Here is a 20,476-nt window from a genome sequence, read left to right on the forward strand (position 1 = left end):
CCGGACATGCGCCTCCGGAGGCCCCGGCCCCCGCACCCACCACAAACCCCCCCCGCCCCCCCCCCCCCCCCCCCCCCCCCCCCCCCCCCCGGGGGCCCCCCCCCCCCCCCCCCCCCCCCCCCCCGCTGCGGGGTGGGGCCAAGTGGAGTCTTTTCAGCCGTCCTTCACCACACTTCCGCCCACGGCGATACCACTCCCGGGTCCGGATCGTTGTCTCCCGTAGGCACCACCACCGACCCCCGGGACACCGGGCGCCCGACTCGTGGAAGGCAGTACCTGCCGATGACCGCCCAACCCGCCGAACTCGACCAGCCCCGCGACCTGGTGGGCATCGGCATCGGCCCGTTCAACCTCTCCCTCGCCGCCCTCGCCGACGGCGTCCACGGCGGACTCGACGCCACCTTCTACGACCAGAACCCCGCCTTCCACTGGCACCCCGGCCTGCTCATCGACGGCGCCACCCTCCAAGTGCCCTTCCTCGCCGACCTGGTCACCCTCGCCGACCCCGCCAGCCCCTGGAGCTTCCTCAACTACCTCAAGGCCCGCGACCGGCTCTTCCCCTTCTACTTCGCCGAGCGCTTCCACATCCAGCGCGCCGAATACGACGCCTACTGCCGCTGGGTCAGCCGGCAACTCCCCGAACTCCGCTTCGGACACCAGGTCGACGCCGTCCGCTGGAACCCCGAACGCGGCCTCTTCGAAGTCGACTTCACCCAGCTCGGCACCGACGGCGAAGCCGCCGCCCTCGGCCGCGCCCACACCCGTAACGTGGCACTCGGCATCGGCACCGAGCCCTACATCCCCGACCCCCTCAAACCCCTCGTCGACGCCCCAGCCGCCCCCGTCATCCACGCCGCCGACTACCTCGAACACCGCGAACGGCTCCTGGCCGCCGGTCACATCACCGTCATCGGATCGGGCCAGTCCGGCGCCGAGATCTTCCTCGACCTGCTGCGCGCCCGCCCCAAGGGAGCCGAGAAGATCCACTGGCTCGCCCGCACCGAAGCCTTCGCGCCCATGGAGTACTCCAAGCTCGGCCTGGAACAGTTCACCCCCGACTACACCCGCTACTTCCACGGTCTGTCCCAGCAGGTACGCGACGACCTCGTCCCCCGCCAGTGGCAACTCCACAAAGGCATCGACGCCGACACCCTCGCCGCCATCCACGACGAGCTCTACCGGCGCACCCTCCACGGCGGCTGGCCCGACGCCGTCCTCACCCCCGGAGTCTCCGTCCGCACCGCCGGACGCGTCGCCGTCACCAAAGTCGAACTCCACCTGGAACACACACAACAGGGCGCCCGCACCCGGCTCACCACCGACGCCGTCGTCCTCGCCACCGGCTACCGCGAACGCCCCCTCGACCGGATCCTCGCCGGCCTCGACCCGTACATGCGCCGCGACAACGCCGAACGCCCCCGCGTCGACGAGCACCACCGGATCATGCTCGACGAAGGCGTCACCGGCTCCGTCTACGTACAGAACGCCGAACGGCACACCCACGGAGTCGGCACACCCGACCTCGGACTCGCGGCCTGGCGCAGCGCCACCATCCTCAACCACCTCACCGGCAAAGAGCCCTACCCGCTGCCCCGGCGTACCGCGTTCACCAGCTTCGGACTCGACGGCCAGAACCAGACCCGCTCGCTTCCCGTGCCGAGGGGCCTGGTCCCGCTCACCGAAGTACGCTGAAACCCACTCACCGAGGCACGGCGGGTGAGGCTGAAAGAAACCGCGGACGCCTCCAGGCGCTCCCCGGTCAGAAGACCGGCGTACCGTCCCGCTTCAATTTCCAGTCCACCGAGGCGAACGCCCCCGCGTCGACCGTCCCCGCCTCCCGCACCCAGCCGATGATCGTGTTACGGATCTCGTCCGAATTGGCCCACAACTGCTGAGCCGCCGCGACATGCGGGAAGTTCCCGCCCCCGCTCGCCCGGTAGTTGTTCACCGCCAGCACGAACTTCGCCGCCGGATCCACCGCCGCGCCCCCGAACCACGCATTCACGATCCGCGAACCCACCGGCTTCGCGACATCGATCTCGTACGTCAGCCCCGACACCACGTCATAGTTGTAATCCGGAATGCTGTCGGCATTCGTCAGCTTCGACGTGTCCACCGGCGCACCCGCCGCCGTCCGGACGTAATACCTCGCCGAGTACTCCAGATACTCCAGAATCTGAGCACCCGTCAGCAGCCGTGCCTCCAGCGTGTTCTCGAACGGATACAGACCGGCCGCGTCCCTGATCGTCACATCACCGGCCGGAATCCCCGCCGTACGCGAGAAGCACGACGCCTGCGACAGCACCGGCAGCGCCGCCCACTCGCCACCGGCCAGCGCCGCCTTCACCGTCTCCACCTGAACATGGTTGATCAGATCGATGATCGGCTCGTCCTTCCACGGCGCGTCCGCCGTGGACATCGCGGCGGTCGACGTACCGATCACCTGGTTGACGTACGCCACCACCTTGCGGTGCTCGTCCGAGAGCAGCCGGGTGATCTTCCTGTCCTCGGCGACCGTGCTGGAGTTCAGGACCCGCGAACCGACCCTCTCGACCGTCCAGGAACCCCGCTCCCACACCAGATCCACATCGAAGAGCGTCAGCCGCTGACCCCACTTGAGCGGCTCCGACAACACCACATCCTTGCCGGACTCCTTGTTCACCACCCGGCGCTCCGGGATCTCCACATGCGCGTGCCCGACCAGAATCGCGTCAATACCCGGCACCCGCTCCGCCACCAGCGTCGCGGCATTCTCCACGTACGGGAGCAGATCGCCGTACGAGGACGAACCGTCCGACCCCGAATGCGCCGACACGAACACCACATCCGCACCCATGGACCGCAGCTTCGGCACCCACTTCGCCGCCTGCTCCTCCAGCCCCGGGAACGTCATCTTCCCCTGGACATTCGCCTTGTCCCAGATCGCGATACCCGGATTCGTCAGCCCGAGAATCGCGACCTTCACCTCACGCCCGAACGGCGTCCGCAATTTCTTGATCACATACGGCGCGAAAGCCGGCTTCAACGTCTTCGCGTCCAGTGCGTTGGCACCGAGCAACGGAAAACGACACTGCTCCTCGAACTTCCGCAGCACCGGAATGCCGTAATTGAACTCATGGTTGCCGAGCGCCGCCGCGTCATAACCGATCGCGTTCATCGCCTGCGCCATCGGATGCACCGGACCCCGCGCGGCGGTGATCGGATCGACCTTGGCGTAGTAGTACGAGAGCTGAGTGCCCTGGATCGTGTCACCCGCGTCGATCAGCAGCGTGTTGTGACGGCCCTTCTCCTCACGGACCTGATCCACCAAAGTGGAGATCTTCGCCAGCCCCACATCGTTGTGAGCCGCGTCGTCGAACTCCTTGTCCGTGAAATAGTCCCAGTTGAAGACATTGCCGTGCAGGTCGGTCGTCCCCATCACGGTGAACGAATACCGCTTCCCCTTCCCCGGACGCCCGTGCCCCCCGTCAGGACCGTGGCCGTCGCCAGACCCCCGAACGGCGGCCTCGGCCGGCCCCGCCACCCCTCCCGCCAGCGCCACACCAGCACCGGTGGCAGCGGTACTGCCCAGGAACGTCCTACGGTTCAGCGGCATTTCTTCTCCCTCGATCCCATGCATGCACCCTCGATCTGATGCACAACGCGCGTAGATTCTGGCCCAAGGGCGCGCCCCACAACACCCCTGCACGGTTTCGATCAGGTGACCGCCGATTGTCGGACCCGGATGCGAGAGTGGAGCACGTACACGAAGCACGTACACGAAGCACGTACACGAAGCACGTACACGAAGCACGTACACGAAGCACGTACATCGAGCGCGCACAGCAGGCGGCCTGCAACAGCCGCCGTGCGGTGGGCCGTCGCCGCACAGCGACAGTCGCCGTACGGGCCGGCAGCCGGCCGCCGACCTACGAGGGAGCCCCCCCATGACCACCGACGCGTCCACCCCCGCCGCCCCCTACGGCACCCCCGACACCCCCAGGGTCGCCGTCCGAGGCGAAGCGCGCCTGGTGGTCGACCCCGAAATCGCCAGGATCGGCATCGCCATCAGCGCCCGAGGCACCGACCGGCGCACCGCACTCGACGACCTCACCCGCCGCAACGCCGAAGTCCTCGCCCTCATCAAGACCTACGGCGACTCCGTCGAAAAACTCGAAACCGGCTCCTTCTCCATCAGCCCCGAACTCACCCGCCACGGACGAGGCGAACGCGTCCGCGCCTACCACGGCAGCGTCCACCTCAACGCCGAACTCGCCGACTTCACCGCCCTCGGCGAACTCACCACCCGCCTCGCCGACCTCGACCTCACCCACGTCACCGGCCCCTGGTGGGCGCTGCGCCCCGACTCCCCGGCCCACGGCGACGCCCGCCGCCAGGCCGTACGGGAAGCCGTTCAGCGCGCCCGCGAATACGCCGGAGCCCTCGGCGCCCACCTCGCGGCCCTGGTCGAGCTCGCCGACCTCGGCGCGGAGAGCAGCGCCGGATACGGCATGCCGGCCGCTCCCGGCGGACTGCGCGGCATGAGCTACGGAAGCGCCGAAGCGACCGAAGCCCCCGCACTCGACCTCGAACCCCAGCGCCAGACCGTGTACGCGCAGGTGAACGCGCGCTTCACCATGACCCCGCCGGACCTCACCTCCTGACACTCCTCACCTCCTGACACTCCTCACCTCCTGACACTCCACGACTTCCTGACACTTCCACGTTCTTTGACCGCGTTCCGACAAAGCGAAAAATGCTCATCGGAGCACCCCCGCGCACAATTCAACTCTTGTCAATTACCTTTCACGCAGGGGGTGTTGAGTAGTCATGTACGACCAAATCCCTACCGGCCGGTAAGGTCTAGGCTCGACATATGCGCCGAGCGAAAATCGTCTGCACCCTGGGGCCCGCCACCGACTCGTACGACCAGATCAAGGCACTGGTCGAGGCCGGAATGGACGTAGCTCGCCTCAACCTCAGCCACGGCACCTACGCCGACCACGAGGAGCGCTACCAGCGCGTACGCAAAGCCGCCGAAGAAACCGGCCGAAGCGTCGGCATCCTCGCCGACCTTCAAGGACCGAAGATCCGCCTCGGCCGCTTCAGCGAAGGCCCCGTACTCCTTGAACGCGGCGACGAGTTCACCATCACCGTCGAACCCCTCGAAGGCGACCGCCACACCTGCGGCACCACCTACGAAGGACTCCCCGCCGACGTCACCACCGGCGAACGCATCCTCGTGGACGACGGCAAGGTCGCCCTCGAAGTCACCTCCGTCGACGGACCCCGCGTCCACACACGCGTCGTCGAAGGCGGCATGGTCTCCGACCACAAGGGCCTCAACCTCCCCGGCGTCGCCGTCTCCGTCCCCGCCCTCTCCGACAAGGACATCGAAGACCTCCGCTGGGCCCTGCGCACCGGCGCCGACGTCATCGCCCTCTCCTTCGTACGCAGCGGCGCCGACATCGACGACGTACACCGCATCATGGACGAGGAAGACCGCCGGCTCCCCGTCATCGCCAAAGTCGAAAAACCCCAGGCCGTCGAGAACATCGACGACATCGTCGCCGCCTTCGACGGCATCATGGTCGCCCGCGGCGACCTCGGCGTCGAAATGCCCCTCGAACAGGTCCCGATCGTCCAGAAGCGCGCCATCAAACTGGCCAAACGCAACGCCAAACCCGTCATCGTCGCCACCCAGATGCTCGACTCGATGATCGAGAACTCCCGCCCCACCCGCGCCGAGGCATCCGACGTCGCCAACGCCGTCATCGACGGAACGGACGCCGTGATGCTCTCCGGCGAGACCAGCGTCGGCAAATACCCCGTCGAAACCGTCAGAACGATGGGCCGCATCGTCGAAGCGGCGGAAGAAGACATCCTCGCCAAGGGCCTGCCCCCCATCACGGAACGCAGCAAACCCCGCACCCAGGCCGGCGCGGTCGCCCGCGCGGCGGCCGAGATGGGCGACTTCCTCGGCGCGAAGTTCCTGGTCGCCTTCACCCAGTCCGGCGACACCGTCAAACGCCTCTCCCGCTACCGCTCCCCGATCCCGCTCCTGGCCTTCACCCCCGACCCGGCCACCCGCTCCCAGCTGAACCTCACCTGGGGCGTGGAGACGTTCCTCGGTCCGCACGTGGACTCCACGGACGCGATGGTCGCGCAGGTGGACGAGGAACTGCTCAAGATCGGCCGCTGCGCGAAGGGCGACATCGTGGTGATCACGGCGGGCTCCCCGCCCGGGGTGGCGGGCTCGACGAACCTGGTACGGGTGCACCACATCGGCGAGGACGACAGCCCGAAGTAGCGGGTACGGGTCAGTACTTGGGCCCGATGCGCGTGTCCATGAGAGCGACGGAGGCGCGCTTGGCGACGGAGACGTTCTGGACAGCGCGGCTCTGGTTGCCGGGTTTCCACTCGACGCCGACCGAGTCGAGGGCGTCGGTGAAGAGCCGCAGGATGTCGCGGGACGCGTTGGAGAAGAAGTAGCGAGGGTATTCGTACCGCTTGCGCACCCCACCGATGATCTTCTCGGTCCAGTTGGTGACGCGGCAGCCGTCGGAGTGGATCAGGCCGCGTACGAACTCCCACGGGTGCGCGTCCACGATGTCCTGCTGCCAGGGTTCGAGGCCGACGGGGCGATCGTGTTTCTTGCCCGGCCCGTGCTGAGGGAACAGGCACGGCCAGTGCCTGTCGTAGGACGTCACCATGACGCACCCCTGCTTCTGGAGGAGGCATACGGTGTTCCCGGGCCGGACAGCGGTGATCGCGGTGCGGCACCGGTCGATGAGGCCGGGCCACGCATCCGCGCACGCGATACGCAGGTAGTAGCCGCCATGACGGTGGCGACTGATGCAGCCGTCACCCAGGTAGAGGCCCAACAGGTAGGCGTACGAAGCGGAGTCGGCCGGTGCGACCGGCTCGGGCAGACACCTTGGGCAGGCGGTTGTCCGTCCCCGCATACGAGGAAGCGGGTCGATTCGGATCTGCCATGAGCGGATCGCCGCGCGGGATATGCCAGTCTGCTTGCTGACGGCGCTGAGGCTCTGTCCCCGGTCGACCAGCGACAACGCTCGCTGTCGTGTCTGGAGGTCGTACATGGGGCCGATGCTGGTCAAGAAGCCCGGCACATGGTCACGGAACCGTGGAAATTCACGCGATCAAGTGGTTGACGCGAGCTTTCCCGTGACCTTGGAATCGAAGGAAAGTGCCCCAGGTGGGATTCGAACCCACACTGTCCGCTGTTTGAGAGCGGCCTCTCTGACCAGTTGGAGTACTGGGGCCTGAGAATGCAAGGGATTAAGGTCCCCCGCCTGGGCCTACTTTACCGCAGCTCGGTAGGCTCATGGGGAGCAGCACCCTGTCTGGAACGAGGAGCCCCCGTGACCGCCCCCGAGTCGCCCCAGCCCGTCGACGATGACGACAAGTCCCACGTCCCGCCGCTGACGACACGCGTCGTCATCGCAGAGGACGAGGCCCTGATCCGCCTCGACCTCAAAGAGATGCTCGAAGAAGAGGGCTATTCGGTCGTCGGCGAGGCCGGTGACGGTGAGCAGGCCATCGAGCTGGCCCGGGAGCACCGGCCGGATCTGGTGATCCTCGATGTGAAGATGCCGGTTCTGGACGGGATCTCCGCCGCCGAGAAGATCGCGGAGGAGTCCATCGCGCCGGTTCTGATGCTGACCGCGTTCTCCCAGCGTGATCTGGTGGAGCGGGCGCGGGACGCCGGGGCGATGGCGTATCTGGTGAAGCCGTTCAGCAAGAGTGATGTGGTGCCGGCCATCGAGATGGCGGTGTCGCGGTTCACCGAGCTGAAGACGCTGGAGCAGGAGGTCGCGGATCTTTCGCAGCGGCTGGAGACGCGGAAGCTGGTGGACCGGGCGAAGTCGGTGCTGCAGACGCAGTACGGGCTGACGGAGCCGGCGGCGTTCCGTTGGATTCAGAAGACGTCGATGGATCGGCGGTTGTCGATGCAGCAGGTGGCGGAGGCGGTCATCGAGGATGCCGGTGAGAAGAAGGCGTCTAAGGGCCAGTAGTTCGCGGCCTGTCCCGGATCCGTATGTCAGGGGATCTGTATGTCAGGAGGCCCGCCCCGGAATGTCGGGGCGGGCCTCCTGGCGTGTGTGGGTTGCTCGGTTCGGGTTCAGTCCTCGCCGAGGTATGCCTTGCGGACGGATTCGTCGGTCAGGAGGTCCTGTCCGCTGCCCGAGAGGACGATTTTTCCGACTTCCATGACGTGGCCCTGGTCGGCGAGGGAGAGCGCGGCCTGGGCGTTCTGCTCGACGAGCAGGATGGTGGTGCCCTGCTGCTTGAGTTCGCTGATGGTGGCCATGATCTTCTGCATCATGATCGGCGAGAGGCCCATGGAGGGTTCGTCGAGCATGAGGAGTTTGGGCCGTGACATGAGGGCGCGGCTCATGGCGAGCATTTGCTGTTCGCCGCCGGAGAGTGTGCCCGCGGCCTGTTTCCTGCGTTCTCCGAGGATCGGGAAGAGCTCGTAGGAGCGCTGGATGTCTTTGGCGATGCCGTCGCTGTCGTTGCGGAGGAATGCGCCGAGTTGGAGGTTTTCGGTGATGGTGAGCCGGGGGAAGATCCGGCGGCCTTCGGGGGAGTGGGCGAGGCCGAGGGAGACGATTTTGTGGGCGCCGACTCCGCTGAGGGGTTTGCCGTCGAAGGTGATGCGGCCGCCTGCGGGCTTGAGGAGCCCGGAGAGGGTGCGCAGGGTGGTGGTTTTGCCGGCGCCGTTGGTGCCGACGAGGGTGACGATCTGGCCGGCTTCGACGCTGAAGGAGATGCCTTTGACGGCTTCGATCTTGCCGTAGGCGACCTTGAGGTTTTCGACCTCGAGGAGGGCGGTCACTGGTTGTCTCCTTCTGTGCCGGGCGTGTTCTGCTTCGCCTCGGCGGCCTCCACTTCGGAGGCCTCTTCGGCGCCGGGGGCGCCTTCGTAGGGGGTGCCGAGGTAGGCGGCGACGACGCGTTCGTCTCCTTGGACGACCTCGGCGGTTCCTTCGACGAGTTTTTCGCCTTGGACGAGGACGGCGACGCGGTCGCAGAGGTTGAAGATGAAGCGCATGTCGTGCTCGATGACGAGGACGGCGATGCCTTGGTCGCGGATGGCGAAGACGAGGTCCTGGGTGGTCCTGGTCTCCTGGGGGTTCATGCCCGCGGTGGGTTCGTCGAGGAGCAGCAGGCCGGGTTCGCTGGCGAGGGCGCGGGCGATTTCGAGCTTGCGCTGTTCTCCGTAGGGGAGGTTGCGGGCGAGGTGGTCTCGTTTGTGGGCGAGGCCGGTGAATTCGAGGAGTTCCATGGCGCGTGCTTCGGATTCGCGTTCGGCTTTTTTGAATCCGGGGCCGCGTAGGAGTGCGGAGAGGAGGCCTTCTTTGGTGCGGGTGTGGCGGCCGACGAGGACGTTTTCCAGGACGGTCATGTTGGCGAAGAGCCGGATGTTCTGGAAGGTGCGGGCGATGCCGGCCTGGGTGACGAGGTGGGAGCGGTGGGGGAGGACGGTTCCTTTGTAGGAGACCGTGCCTTCGGTGGGGATGTAGAGGCCGGTGAGGCAGTTGAAGAAGGTGGTTTTGCCGGCGCCGTTGGGTCCGATGAGGCCGACGATCTCGCCGCTGTTGACGGTGAGTTCGACGTTGCGTACGGCGGTGAGTCCGCCGAAGCGCATGGTGACGCCGGAGGCGTGGAGGACGGGGGTGCCGGTGGCCACGCTGGTCTGGGTGGTGTCGGTGGTCATCTGGTCACGTCCCCGCTTTGCTGAGGCCGATATCGCCCTTGGGGGCGTCGAGTTGGCCGGTCTCGTGGAATTCGAGCTGCTTCCTGCGGTCGGCGATGAGGCCTTCGGGGCGGAATCGCATGAGGAGGATGAGGGCGATGCCGAAGAGGAGCAGTTGGTAGTCGGACATGAATTGGAGTTTGGCCGGGATGAGGTAGAGCAGTGAGGCGCCGATGAGGGGGCCGCTGACGGTGCCCATGCCGCCGAGGATGACCGCTGCCAGGAGGAAGGCGGAGTTGGGCGGTACGGCTTCGACGAATTTGTACTGGGCGGGGGTGACGGTGAAGGTCACGTGGGCCTGTACGGTGCCGGCCATTCCGGCGAGGGTGGCGCCGAGGGCGAAGGCGAGGAGTTTGAGCCGGAAGGCGTTGATGCCCATGGCGCGGGCGGCTGTCTCGTCTTCGCGGATGGCGACCCAGGCGCGGCCGATGCGCGATTGGTCGGAGCGGCGGAAGACGGTCACGACGATGATCGTGAAGAACAGCATGAGCAGGTAGTAGTTGGAGAACCTGCCGAGTTCGACGCCGAGGACGGTGTGGGGCTCTCCGAGGTTGAAGCCGAAGAGTTCCAGGTCGGGGATGTTGGGGATGCCGTTGGGTCCGTTGGTGATGTCGGGACCGGAGGCGCCGTCCATGTTCTGCATGGCGATGCGGAAGATCTCGCCGAAGCCGAGGGTGACGATGGCGAGGTAGTCGCCGTGGAGGCGGAGGGTGGGGGCGCCGATGACGACGCCGAAGATGAGTGAGGCGGCGGCGCCGGCGAGTACGGCTGCCCAGAAGGGGAGTTGGATCCCGATGGTGGAGGAGGGCGAGCCGGAGAACAGGGCCGCGGTGTAGGCGCCGACGCCGAGGAAGGCGACGTATCCGAGGTCGAGGAGTCCGGCGAGGCCGACGACGACGTTGAGGCCGAGTGCGACGGTGGCGAAGATGAGGATGTTCGCGCCGATGGTGGCGTAGGCGTCGTTGCTCTGGGTGAACGGGAACGCGAAGGCGGCGACGAAGGCCGCGGTCACGGTGACGTTCTTGTGGGTGGCGGTGAGGGTGGCGAGTCGGCGGTTGAGTCCGGCGCGGGCGACGCCGGTGGCGCCGAAGCCGACCATGAGGAGGAAGCCGATGAAGAGTTCGGCGTATTCGGTGTCGATCCCGTAGGTGAAGACGAACAGGCCGAGGCCGAAGGACACGGCGATGATGACGATTTCGAACCAGGACGGGAGTGGTGCGGCCTTGTCCGGTACGGGGGCTTTGAAGGCCTGGACGAAGCGCTGCGGGAGTGGCGCGGTGCGGCCGTGGCTGCCGGCGTCGGCGGGGACGTCGATGGGGAGTCCGAACGCGGCGACGAGGGTCAGGAGGGAGGTGACGGCGGCGACCCAGCCGCCGGGTTCGAGGTTGGCCAGTCCGCCGAGTTCGACGGCGATGGCGATGATCGTGTACCAGGTGGTGGCGAAGGTGCCGAGGGCGAGGAGCAGGACGGCGCTGCTCTTGCCGCCGGGGGTGAGCCAGCTGAGGCCTCGGACGCCGTAGGTGGAGACGGTGAAGACGAGGGTGAGGAGGGCACCGGTGAGGGTGAGGACCTGGAGGCCGCCGGGGTAGCCGGTGACGGTGAGGTCGCCGGGGAATTCCGCGGTCCAGGTCCAGGCGAGGAAGGTGCTCGCGAGGGTGAGGAGCGCGCCGAGGGCGGTGGCCGCGCGGGCGGCCGATGTGGGCAGGGGGATGACCGGCGGGGTGTGCTGGGTGGTGGCCGGGGTGTCCTGCTGGGGTGTGGTGGTGGTCATGGGTATCACGCCCTGTCCGCGACGCGTTCGCCGAGGAGGCCCTGGGGCCTCAGCAGCAGTACGAGGATGAGGAGGACGAAGGCCCAGACGTCCTTCCAGGCTCCGCCGCCGAACTGCGACATGCCGGGGATGTATTCGATGTAGGCGGTGGCCATGGCTTCGGTGAGGCCGAGGACGAGTCCGCCGATCATGGCGCCGTAGATGTTGCCGATGCCGCCGAGGACGGCGGCGGTGAAGGCCTTGAGGCCGGCGATGAAGCCCATCTTGAAGTTGACTTCGCCGTATTTGAGGCCGTGGGCGATGGCCGCGATGGCGGCGAACGCGGCGCCGATGGCGAAGGCGGTGACGATGATGCGGTCGGTGTTGATGCCCATGAGCTTGGCGGTGTCGGGGTCTTGCGAGGTGGCTTGCATGGCGCGGCCGGTGCGGGTCTTGGAGACGAAGAAGCCGAGGCCGATCATGCAGGCGGGGGCCGCGATGAGGAGGAAGAGGTCACCGCGTCCGATGGCGAAGGCGCCGAGGTCGAGTCGTCCGCCGTCGAATTCGGGGAACGGGCGGGACTTGGTGGCGTCGGGGTAGAAGGCCCAGATGGCTTGCTGGAGTGCGATGGAGAGGCCGATCGCGGTGATGAGCGGTGCCAGCCGGGGGGCGCTTCGCAGGGGGCGGTAGGCGAAGCGTTCGGCGCCTATGGCGACGAGTACGGAGCAGGCCATGGCCATCAGGATCATGAGGGGCAGGGCGAGCAGGAGGCTGGTGCCGTCGGGCAGCCACAGGTAGGCGGTCAGCGCGCCGAAGCCGCCGATCATGAATATTTCGCCGTGGGCGAAGTTGATGAGCTGGACTATGCCATAGACCATCGTGTAACCGATTGCGATGAGTCCGTACAGCGCGCCGAGTAGCAGGCCGTTGGCAAGTTGCTGCGGCAGATCGTTCACCGCGGGGCCTCCGAGTGAGTGTGGTCAGATACGGCCGCGCGGGGGCGCTTGTGGCGCCCCCGCGCGGTATTCAGATGTACGGGGTGGGGCCGGAGGGCTCGGATCAGCCTTCGAACTCGCCGCTCGTGACCGCGACGTGCTTGCCGTTCTTGACCTCGTAGAGGGAGAGCTGCTTGTTGGTGGTGTCGCCGAACTCGTCGAAGCCGACCTTGCCGGAGACTCCGTCGAAGCTGACGTCCTGCATGGCCGCGGTGATCTGTTCGCGGGCGTCCTTGCTCTCGGGGAGCTTGCCGTCGTTCTTCTCGACGACGGCCTTGACGGCCTGGATGATGGCCCAGGTGGAGTCGTAGGAGTAGCCGCCGTACGCCTCGAAGGCGTCCTTGTAGCCGGCGCTCTTGTAGTCGGCTATGAACTTCTTGGCGGTGGCGAGGGTCTCCAGCGGGGCGCCGACGGAGCTGGCGAAGTCGCCTTCGGCGTTGGCCTTGGCGAGGTTGATGTACTCGGCGCTGAAGAGCGCGTCACCGCCGATGGTGGGGATCTTGGCGCCGGCGTTCTTGATCTGGCTGGCGAGGGGGGCGCCGGCGGGGTATTCGCCGCCGTAGTAGACCAGTTCGGCGTCGGTCGCGGCGACCTTGCTGGCGACGGACGAGAAGTCCTTGTCGTCGGGGTTGATGTGGTCGGTGCCGACGACCTTGCCGCCGAGCTTCTTGAACTCCTGGGCGAAGGTGGCGGCGAGGCCGGCTCCGTAGGTCTTCTTGTCGTCGATGACGTAGACCTTCTTGAGCTTCTTCTCGTTGTACATGTACTGCGCGGCGAACGGGCCCTGGATGGCGTCCGTCGTCGAGGTACGGAAGTACGTCTTGAAGCCGCGGACCTTCTTGCCGCTCTGCCAGTCCTTGCCCTGGGTCAGCTCGGGGTTGGTGTTGGCGGGCGAGACCTGCACCAGGTTGGCGTTGGCGAAGACCTTCTGCATGGACTGGCCGACGTCGGAGTTGAGGGGGCCGACGACGCCCATGACATCGGTGTTGGAGACGAGCTTGGTGGCGTTCTGCTGGCCGGTGGAGGCCTGCGCGACGTCGTCGAGGGGCTCGAGCTTGAAGGTGACCCCGTCGACCTCTTTGTTCTTGTTGGCGGTCTTGACCGCGAGGTCGGCGGAGTTCTTGATGCCCTGGCCGAGCGCGGAGAGGTCGCCGCTGAGCGGCGCGTCGAGGCCGATGACGACGGTGGTTCCGCTGCCGCCACCGCTGTTGCTGTCGTCGCGGGAGCCGCAGGCGGACAGTGTGAGTGCCCCCGCGGTGACCGCGGTGGTGATGATGAAGAAGGAACGGTGACGCACGTTCAGGCCTTTCCCCTGGCGCGGCGCCCCTTCTGGAAACGCCGGGTCGAGCGCCGGAGCCGAACTCGAAGGGATTTCGGCGACGCAGTGACTGGCAGTGACTATAAGCACGAGTTACAGGAATGCAGCAGAGGTGTGGACCATGCTGTGACTCTCTTGTTACTACGGAGGGGTTTGTGTAGATCAATTGCGTGGCTGAAAGAGGGGTTTGGGGCTCTTTGGTCCCGCGGGCTGCGAGGAACCAGCAGGACGGGGCCGAGGTGCCCGCTGTGCGGACGGTTTTGCGGGCGGGCCGTCCTGGGTGCCGGGAAAGATCGTCGGGGTGGATTCCGGGGAGGGAGAGACTCCGCTTCCGTGTTGCGCGCTTATTACGCGGTGTTACGCCCAGGAAAGGGAATCCTGGATTCCGCGGCTCTTTTCCGCAATGGCGCACATGCGCCGCGATAGGTGTTTTCCGTGCGGGCCGGGCTTTTGCGGCTCTTGGGGCGAGGGCGGGGCGTGTTCCGTACGGTCAGCGTCGCGTGCCATCGGCGGCTGCCGAAGCGTCCGTACCGGCGTCCGTACCGGCGTCCGGGCCGGTGTTCGCGCCGGGGCTCGTGTCCGTGCTCGTGGCGGTACCGGGGCCGGTGTGGGCGTTGGCGCCGGAGTCGCGGAGCAGGCAGGTGAGCCGGGCGCTGCAGACCCGCTTGCCCTGCTCGTCGGTGATGACGATCTCGTACGTCGTGGTGGTGCGTCCGCGGTGCACGGGGGTCGCGACGCCCGTGACGATGCCGCTGCGGACGCCGCGGTGGTGCGTGCAGTTGAGGTCCACGCCCACGGCGATCTTGGAGCTGCCGCCGTGGAGCATCGCGCCGATGGAGCCGAGGGTCTCCGCGAGGACGGCCGAGGCGCCGCCGTGCAGCAGGCCGTAGGGCTGGGTGTTGCCCTCGACGGGCATGGTGCCGACGACGCGGTCCGGTGACGCCTCGACGATCTCCACGCCCATGCGGGTGCCCAGGTGTCCGGCGGAGAAGAGCGCGGGCAGGTCGACGCCGAGCGCGGCGTACTCGTCGAGGATCGCCTGCGGGAACTTCGTGGTGGACTGCTCACCCATGGCCCGGCTCCGTTCGGCTGTGGTCGTCAAGTGCGTGTTGTGTGCACCGTCTTGTCCTGTCTATCAGACAGGACTGAGCAATCGCTTAGGTTCTGTACGGTCGGTCCTCTCGGGACCAGGGCGACCGACCGGACGGAACCCGGCCCCGGGCCCCTCACGCTGCCCGAAGCCGGCCGTTCAGGCGGATCGCCGGCCGCTCAGGCGGGCCGCTCGAAGCGCACGACGACGGATTTGCTCGCCGGAGTGTTGCTCGTGTCGGCCGTCGAGCCGAGCGGGACCAGCACATTGGTCTCCGGGTAGTAGGCGGCGGCGCAGCCGCGTGCGGTGGGGTAGTGGACGACGCGGAAGCCGGGGGCGCGGCGCTCCACGCCGTCTTTCCACTCGCTGACGATGTCGGTGTACGAGCCGTCGGTGAGGCCCAGTTCGGCCGCGTCCTCGGGGTTCACCAGCACGACCCGGCGGCCGCCCTTGATGCCGCGGTAGCGGTCGTCGAGGCCGTAGATGGTGGTGTTGTACTGGTCGTGCGAGCGCAGGGTCTGGAGCAGCAGCCGTCCTTCGGGCAGCTTCGGGAACTCGACGGGCGCGGCGGTGAAGTTGGCCTTGCCGGTGGCGGTGGGGAAGCGGCGTTCGTCGCGGGGGCCGTGCGGGAGCGCGAAGCCGCCGGGGCGGGCCACGCGCGCGTTGAAGTCCTCGAAGCCGGGGATGACGCGGGCGATCCGGTCGCGGATGCTCGCGTAGTCCTTCTCGAAGTCCTCCCACGGGGTGGTGGAGGCGGGTCCCAGGGTGGCGCGTGCCATGCGGGCGACGATGGCGGGTTCGGAGAGCAGGTGGGGGCTCGCGGGCGGGAGGTTGCCGCGGGAGGTGTGCACCATCCCCATGGAGTCCTCGACGGTGACCGTCTGACGGCCGCCCGCCTGGACGTCCTTGTCGGTGCGGCCCAGGGTGGGCAGGATCAGCGCGCGGGCCCCGGTGACCGCGTGGGAGCGGTTGAGTTTGGTGGAGACGTGCACGGTGAGGCGGGCGCGGCGCATCGCGGCTTCGGTGACGTCGGTGTCGGGGGTCGCGGCGACGAAGTTGCCGCCCATGGCGAAGAAGACCTTGGCCTCGCCGTCGCGCAGTGCCTCGATGGACCGGACGACGTCGTAGCCGTGGTGGCGTGGCGAGGTGATGCCGAATTCCCGGTCGAGGGCGTCGAGGAAGGCGGGGGCGGGGCGTTCGAAGATGCCCATGGTGCGGTCGCCCTGCACGTTGGAGTGCCCGCGCACCGGGCAGACGCCCGCGCCGGGGCGGCCGATGTTGCCGCGCAGCAGCAGGAAGTTGACGACTTCGCGGATGGTCGGCACGGAGTGCTTGTGCTGGGTGAGGCCCATGGCCCAGCAGACGATGGTGCGTTCCGAGGCGAGGACGAGGGAGAGGGCCTGTTCGATCTCCGCGCGCTCCAGGCCGGTGGCGGTCAGGGTCTCGTCCCAGTCGGCGTCCCGGGCGGCGGCGGTGAACTCCTCGTACCCGTGGGTGTGTTCCGCCACGAAGGCGTCGTCGACCGCGCCCGGTGTCTGGAGGATCAGCTTGTTGAGCAGCCGGAAGAGGGCCTGGTCGCCGCCGATACGGATCTGGAGGAAGAGGTCGTTGAGGGCGGCGCCCTTGATCATGCCCTGGAGGGTCTGCGGGTTCTTGAACCGCTGCAGGCCGGCCTCGGGCAGCGGATTGACCGAGATGATCCGGGCGCCGGCCGCCTTGGCCTTCTCCAGCGCGGAGAGCATGCGGGGGTGGTTGGTGCCCGCGTTCTGTCCGGCGACGATGATCAGGTCGGCCTGGTGGAGGTCTTCCAGGGAGACGCTGCCCTTGCCGATGCCGATGGTCTCCGAGAGTGCCGAGCCGGACGACTCGTGGCACATGTTGGAGCAGTCGGGGAGGTTGTTCGTGCCGAATTCGCGGGCGAAGAGCTGGAGCAGGAACGCGGCTTCGTTGCTGGTGCGGCCCGAGGTGTAGAAGAGGGCTTCGTCGGGGGAGCCGAGTGCGGTCAGTTCCTCCGCGATGATCGCGAAGGCCTGCTCCCAGCTCACCGGCGTGTAGTGGTCGGCGCCCGGGCCCGCGGCGTCCCGCTCCAGCAGCATGGGCTGGGTGATCCGGCCCTGCTGTCCCAGCCAGTAGCCGCTGCGGGAGGCGAGGTCGGGCACCGGATGGGCGGCGAAGAACTCGGGGGTGACGCGGCGCAGTGTCGCCTCTTCCGCGACGGCCTTCGCGCCGTTCTCACAGAACTCCGCGGTGTGCCGGTGGTCGCCCTCGGGCCAGGCACAGCCGGGGCAGTCGAAGCCGTTCTTCTGGTTGACCTTGAGCAGCGTCTGAGCGGTGCGCCGCACGCCCATCTGCTGTTGGGCGATCCGGAGTGTGTGTGCGATGGCGGGGAGTCCCGCGGCCGCGTGTTTGGGGGCCGAGACCTCTGGTGCGTCCTGGACCGGGTCACCTGTGGGCGGTTTGCTGGCCATCACGCTCTCCCTCGGGTACGCGTTCTCGGTATCCGTCCGATCCTGTCACGCGCCACTGACCGTGGGGAGTGCGAGGCCCGATCGGGCGGGGCCGGCCCGGTGCACGGCCCGCCCGGCGGGTGTGGAGACGCGGTCGTTCCAGGGCCCCGGATCGTGCCGGGCAGGGGCGAGTGCAGGGTGGCCGGGATCGCGCCGGTCGGGAATGTCAGTGGGGCGTGGCAGGATCGGGTCTGTGGCTGAGACAGCATCGAAGAAGACCGAAGACAACCGTCCTCGCCTGCTCCTCATGGACGGGCACTCTCTGGCGTACCGGGCGTTCTTCGCGCTGCCCGCGGAGAATTTCACGACCGCGACCGGTCAGCCGACGAATGCCATCTACGGCTTCGCGTCGATGCTGGCGAACACGTTGCGTGATGAGTCGCCCACGCATTTCGCCGTGGCGTTCGACGTGTCCCGCAAGACCTGGCGCTCCGAGGAGTTCCCGGAGTACAAGGCGAACCGCTCCAAGACACCCGATGAGTTCAAGGGGCAGGTGGAGCTGATCGGCGAGCTGCTGGACGCGATGCACGCGGACCGGTTCGCGATCGACGGCTTCGAGGCGGACGACGTCATCGCGACGCTCGCCACCCAGGCCGAGGCCGCGGGCTTCGAGGTGCTGATCGTCACCGGTGACCGGGACTCGTTCCAGCTGATCAGCGAGCACACGACGGTGCTGTATCCGACGAAGGGCGTCTCCGAGCTGACGCGCTTCACACCGGAGAAGGTCCAGGAGAAGTACGGGCTCTCGCCCAGCCAGTACCCGGACTTCGCGGCGCTGCGCGGCGACCCGTCCGACAATCTGCCCGGCATCCCCGGGGTGGGCGAGAAGACCGCCGCGAAGTGGATCAACCAGTTCGGTTCCTTCGACGAGCTGGTGGCGCGCGCCGAGGAGGTCAAGGGCAAGGCGGGCCAGAATTTCCGTGACCACCTGGAGTCGGTCAAGCTCAACCGCCGGCTCACGGAGATGGTGAAGGACGTCGAGCTGCCCAAGAGCGCGCGGGACCTGGAGCGCGCCCCGTACGACCGTGCGGCCGTCAAGGGCGTGCTGGACGTCCTGGAGATCCGTAACCCCAGCCTGCGTGAGCGGCTGCTCGCCGTGGACCCCGGCGCCGTCGAGGACGAGGCCCCGCCGCCCGCCGCCGGTGTCGAGCTGGACGGCGCGGTCCTCGGCTCGGGCGAGCTCGCGCCCTGGCTGGCCGAGCACGGGGCGCAGCCGCTCGGTGTCGCCACGGCCGACACCTGGGCGTTGGGCACGGGCAGTGTCGCGGAGGTCGCGCTCGCCGCCGCGGGTGGCGCCGCCGCCTGGTTCGACCCGACCCAGCTGGACGAGGCCGACGAGCAGGCCTTCGCGGCCTGGATCGCCGACGCCGACCGCCCCAAGGTCATGCACAACGCGAAGAGCGCCATGCGGGTCGCTCCCGAGCACGGCTGGCGGGTCGGCGGCGTCACGATGGACACGGCCCTGGCCGCCTACCTGGTCAAGCCGGGCCGCCGCTCCTTCGCTCTGGACGCGCTCGCCATCGAATACCTCGGCCGTGAGCTGGCACCGGCGGCCGCCGCCGACGGACAGCTCGCCTTCGGTACGGACGAGCAGGCCGAGGCCGAGGCGCTGATGACACAGGCGCGCGCCGTCCTCGACCTGGGCGACGCGTTCACCGAGCGGCTGGGAGAGGTCGGTGCCACCGAGCTGCTCCATGACGTGGAGCTGCCCACCTCCGTGCTGCTGGCCCGGCTGGAACGCAACGGCATCGCCGCCGACCGGTCGCATCTGGAGGCCATGGAGCAGCAGTTCGCGGGCGCCGTGCAGCAGGCCGTGAAGGAGGCGCATGCCGCCGTCGGCCATGAGTTCAACCTCGGCTCGCCCAAGCAGCTCCAGGAAGTCCTCTTCAACGAGTTGGGCCTGCCCAAGACGAAGAAGACCAAGACGGGTTACACCACGGACGCGGACGCGCTGGCCTGGCTCGCCGCCCGGACCGAGCACGAACTGCCGGTCATCATGCTGCGCCACCGCGAGCAGGCCAAGCTGCGGGTCACGGTCGAGGGCCTGATCAAGACGATCGGCGCGGACGGCCGGATCCACACCACCTTCAACCAGACCGTGGCGGCGACCGGCCGGCTCTCCTCCACCGATCCCAACCTCCAGAACATCCCGGTGCGCACCGACGAGGGCCGGGCCATCCGCCGCGGCTTCGTCGTGGGCGAGGGCTACGAGTCGCTGATGACGGCCGACTACAGCCAGATCGAGCTGCGGGTGATGGCCCATCTCTCCGAGGACGAGGGGCTGATCGAGGCCTTCACCTCCGGTGAGGACCTGCACACCACCGTCGCCTCCCAGGTGTTCGGTGTGGAGAAGTCCGCCGTGGATCCCGAGATGCGCCGGAAGATCAAGGCGATGTCGTACGGACTGGCCTACGGGCTCTCGGCGTTCGGCCTCTCCCAGCAGCTGAACATCGAGGCGGCCGAGGCGCGCGGACTGATGGACACCTTCTTCGAGCGCTTCGGAGGCGTCCGCGACTATCTGCACCGAGCGGTCGTGGAGGCCAGGGCCACGGGCTATACGGAGACGATGCTGGGCCGCCGCCGCTATCTGCCCGACCTCAACAGCGACAACCGGCAGCGTCGTGAGATGGCCGAGCGCATGGCCCTCAACGCCCCCATCCAGGGCACGGCGGCGGACATCGTCAAGGTGGCCATGCTCAAGGTCGACCGGGCGATGACCGAGGCGGCCCTGAACTCCCGGATGCTCCTCCAGGTCCATGACGAAATCGTCCTGGAGATCGCCCCGGGCGAGCGTGACCGGGTGGAGGAGCTGCTGCGCCGGGAAATGCCGACCGCGGTCGAACTGCGGGCGCCGCTCGATGTCTCGGTGGGTGTGGGCGACAACTGGGAGTCGGCGGCGCACTGATCCACTGGGCCACCCGCCCCACTACTCCTCCCGCCCGACGAGACCGGCAGCCGGGCGACGGGCGGGAGGGGGACGGGGGCGCGGGAGGCGACGTGTTCGGACGTAGAGCGACGTTTCCGAACCCGGCGGGGGCCTTCCCGCACGTAGGG

General features: G+C 67.9%; 13 protein-coding genes, 1 tRNA gene and 1 pseudogene. 5 read left to right on the forward strand and 10 right to left on the reverse strand.

Going from position 1 to position 20,476, the window contains the following annotated elements; translation table 11 throughout:
* The first annotated feature begins 282 nt into the window (after positions 1-282).
* Complete coding sequence (locus tag ACIQD6_RS24540; protein ID WP_401885742.1) at positions 283-1,692, forward strand: lysine N(6)-hydroxylase/L-ornithine N(5)-oxygenase family protein; 1,410 nt, start codon at positions 283-285, stop codon at positions 1,690-1,692.
* A 67-nt stretch (positions 1,693-1,759) separates the two neighbouring features.
* Here ACIQD6_RS24540 and ACIQD6_RS24545 read toward each other — a convergent pair whose 3' ends face one another.
* Positions 1,760-3,595: a 5'-nucleotidase C-terminal domain-containing protein gene (locus tag ACIQD6_RS24545; protein WP_401885743.1), complete on the reverse strand. Its 1,836-nt coding sequence runs from the start codon at positions 3,593-3,595 to the stop codon at positions 1,760-1,762.
* Between the two features lie 331 nt (positions 3,596-3,926).
* Between ACIQD6_RS24545 and ACIQD6_RS24550 the strand changes: the two genes are divergently transcribed.
* Positions 3,927-4,643, forward strand: a complete 717-nt coding sequence (locus ACIQD6_RS24550) for an SIMPL domain-containing protein (protein ID WP_401885745.1) — start codon at positions 3,927-3,929, stop codon at positions 4,641-4,643.
* Positions 4,644-4,855: 212 nt separating this feature from the next.
* Complete coding sequence (pyk, locus tag ACIQD6_RS24555) at positions 4,856-6,289, forward strand: pyruvate kinase (RefSeq protein WP_401885748.1); 1,434 nt, start codon at positions 4,856-4,858, stop codon at positions 6,287-6,289.
* Positions 6,290-6,299: 10 nt separating this feature from the next.
* Here the strand turns inward: pyk and ACIQD6_RS24560 are convergent, their stop codons facing one another.
* Both ACIQD6_RS24560 and ACIQD6_RS24565 read right to left on the reverse strand, forming a co-directional pair.
* On the reverse strand, positions 6,300-7,082 hold the full coding sequence (locus tag ACIQD6_RS24560) for a transcriptional regulator (RefSeq protein WP_401885751.1): 783 nt from the start codon (positions 7,080-7,082) through the stop codon (positions 6,300-6,302).
* Positions 7,083-7,190: 108 nt separating this feature from the next.
* A tRNA-Leu gene (locus ACIQD6_RS24565) sits at positions 7,191-7,265 on the reverse strand.
* Positions 7,266-7,364: 99 nt separating this feature from the next.
* On the opposite strand from ACIQD6_RS24565, the gene ACIQD6_RS24570 reads away from it, so the two are divergent.
* Positions 7,365-8,018, forward strand: a complete 654-nt coding sequence (locus ACIQD6_RS24570) for an ANTAR domain-containing response regulator (protein ID WP_401885753.1) — start codon at positions 7,365-7,367, stop codon at positions 8,016-8,018.
* Between the two features lie 107 nt (positions 8,019-8,125).
* Here ACIQD6_RS24570 and ACIQD6_RS24575 read toward each other — a convergent pair whose 3' ends face one another.
* From ACIQD6_RS24575 to ACIQD6_RS24605, 7 genes and pseudogenes are all read right to left on the reverse strand, one after another.
* On the reverse strand, positions 8,126-8,842 hold the full coding sequence (locus tag ACIQD6_RS24575; RefSeq protein WP_401885755.1) for an ABC transporter ATP-binding protein: 717 nt from the start codon (positions 8,840-8,842) through the stop codon (positions 8,126-8,128).
* Positions 8,839-9,723 carry an ABC transporter ATP-binding protein gene (locus ACIQD6_RS24580; RefSeq protein ID WP_401885757.1) on the reverse strand — a complete coding sequence of 295 codons (885 nt, stop codon included), beginning with the start codon at positions 9,721-9,723 and terminating at the stop codon, positions 8,839-8,841. Before ACIQD6_RS24580 ends, ACIQD6_RS24575 begins: the two co-directional genes overlap by 4 nt.
* A 4-nt stretch (positions 9,724-9,727) precedes the next feature.
* Entirely contained in the window at positions 9,728-11,533 is a 1,806-nt protein-coding gene (locus tag ACIQD6_RS24585; RefSeq protein WP_401885759.1) for a branched-chain amino acid ABC transporter permease, read from the reverse strand.
* Between the two features lie 5 nt (positions 11,534-11,538).
* Positions 11,539-12,468, reverse strand: coding sequence for a branched-chain amino acid ABC transporter permease (locus tag ACIQD6_RS24590; protein ID WP_401885762.1), 930 nt, complete (start codon positions 12,466-12,468; stop codon positions 11,539-11,541).
* Between the two features lie 103 nt (positions 12,469-12,571).
* Positions 12,572-13,804 carry a branched-chain amino acid ABC transporter substrate-binding protein gene (locus ACIQD6_RS24595; RefSeq protein WP_401885764.1) on the reverse strand — a complete coding sequence of 411 codons (1,233 nt, stop codon included), beginning with the start codon at positions 13,802-13,804 and terminating at the stop codon, positions 12,572-12,574.
* Positions 13,805-14,444: 640 nt separating this feature from the next.
* Positions 14,445-14,897, reverse strand: a pseudogene (locus tag ACIQD6_RS24600) (PaaI family thioesterase); the annotation flags it as partial.
* 197 nt (positions 14,898-15,094) lie between these two features.
* Complete coding sequence (locus ACIQD6_RS24605; RefSeq protein WP_401885766.1) at positions 15,095-17,383, reverse strand: FdhF/YdeP family oxidoreductase; 2,289 nt, start codon at positions 17,381-17,383, stop codon at positions 15,095-15,097.
* Between the two features lie 232 nt (positions 17,384-17,615).
* Between ACIQD6_RS24605 and polA the strand changes: the two genes are divergently transcribed.
* Positions 17,616-20,327, forward strand: a complete 2,712-nt coding sequence (polA, locus tag ACIQD6_RS24610) for a DNA polymerase I (protein ID WP_401885768.1) — start codon at positions 17,616-17,618, stop codon at positions 20,325-20,327.
* The last annotated feature ends 149 nt before the right edge of the window (positions 20,328-20,476 follow it).

The sequence above is a fragment of the Streptomyces sp. NPDC088400 genome (assembly GCF_044753355.1).
Lineage (GTDB): Bacteria > Actinomycetota > Actinomycetes > Streptomycetales > Streptomycetaceae > Streptomyces.

Coding starts and splice junctions, on each gene's coding strand:
- ACIQD6_RS24540 (WP_401885742.1), top strand. CDS start 283: ATGACCGCCCAACCCGCCGAACTCGACCAGCCCCGCGACCTGGTGGGC.
- ACIQD6_RS24545 (WP_401885743.1), bottom strand. CDS start 3,595: ATGCCGCTGAACCGTAGGACGTTCCTGGGCAGTACCGCTGCCACCGGT.
- ACIQD6_RS24550 (WP_401885745.1), top strand. CDS start 3,927: ATGACCACCGACGCGTCCACCCCCGCCGCCCCCTACGGCACCCCCGAC.
- pyk (WP_401885748.1), top strand. CDS start 4,856: ATGCGCCGAGCGAAAATCGTCTGCACCCTGGGGCCCGCCACCGACTCG.
- ACIQD6_RS24560 (WP_401885751.1), bottom strand. CDS start 7,082: ATGTACGACCTCCAGACACGACAGCGAGCGTTGTCGCTGGTCGACCGG.
- ACIQD6_RS24580 (WP_401885757.1), bottom strand. CDS start 9,723: ATGACCACCGACACCACCCAGACCAGCGTGGCCACCGGCACCCCCGTC.
- ACIQD6_RS24585 (WP_401885759.1), bottom strand. CDS start 11,533: ATGACCACCACCACACCCCAGCAGGACACCCCGGCCACCACCCAGCAC.
- ACIQD6_RS24605 (WP_401885766.1), bottom strand. CDS start 17,383: ATGGCCAGCAAACCGCCCACAGGTGACCCGGTCCAGGACGCACCAGAG.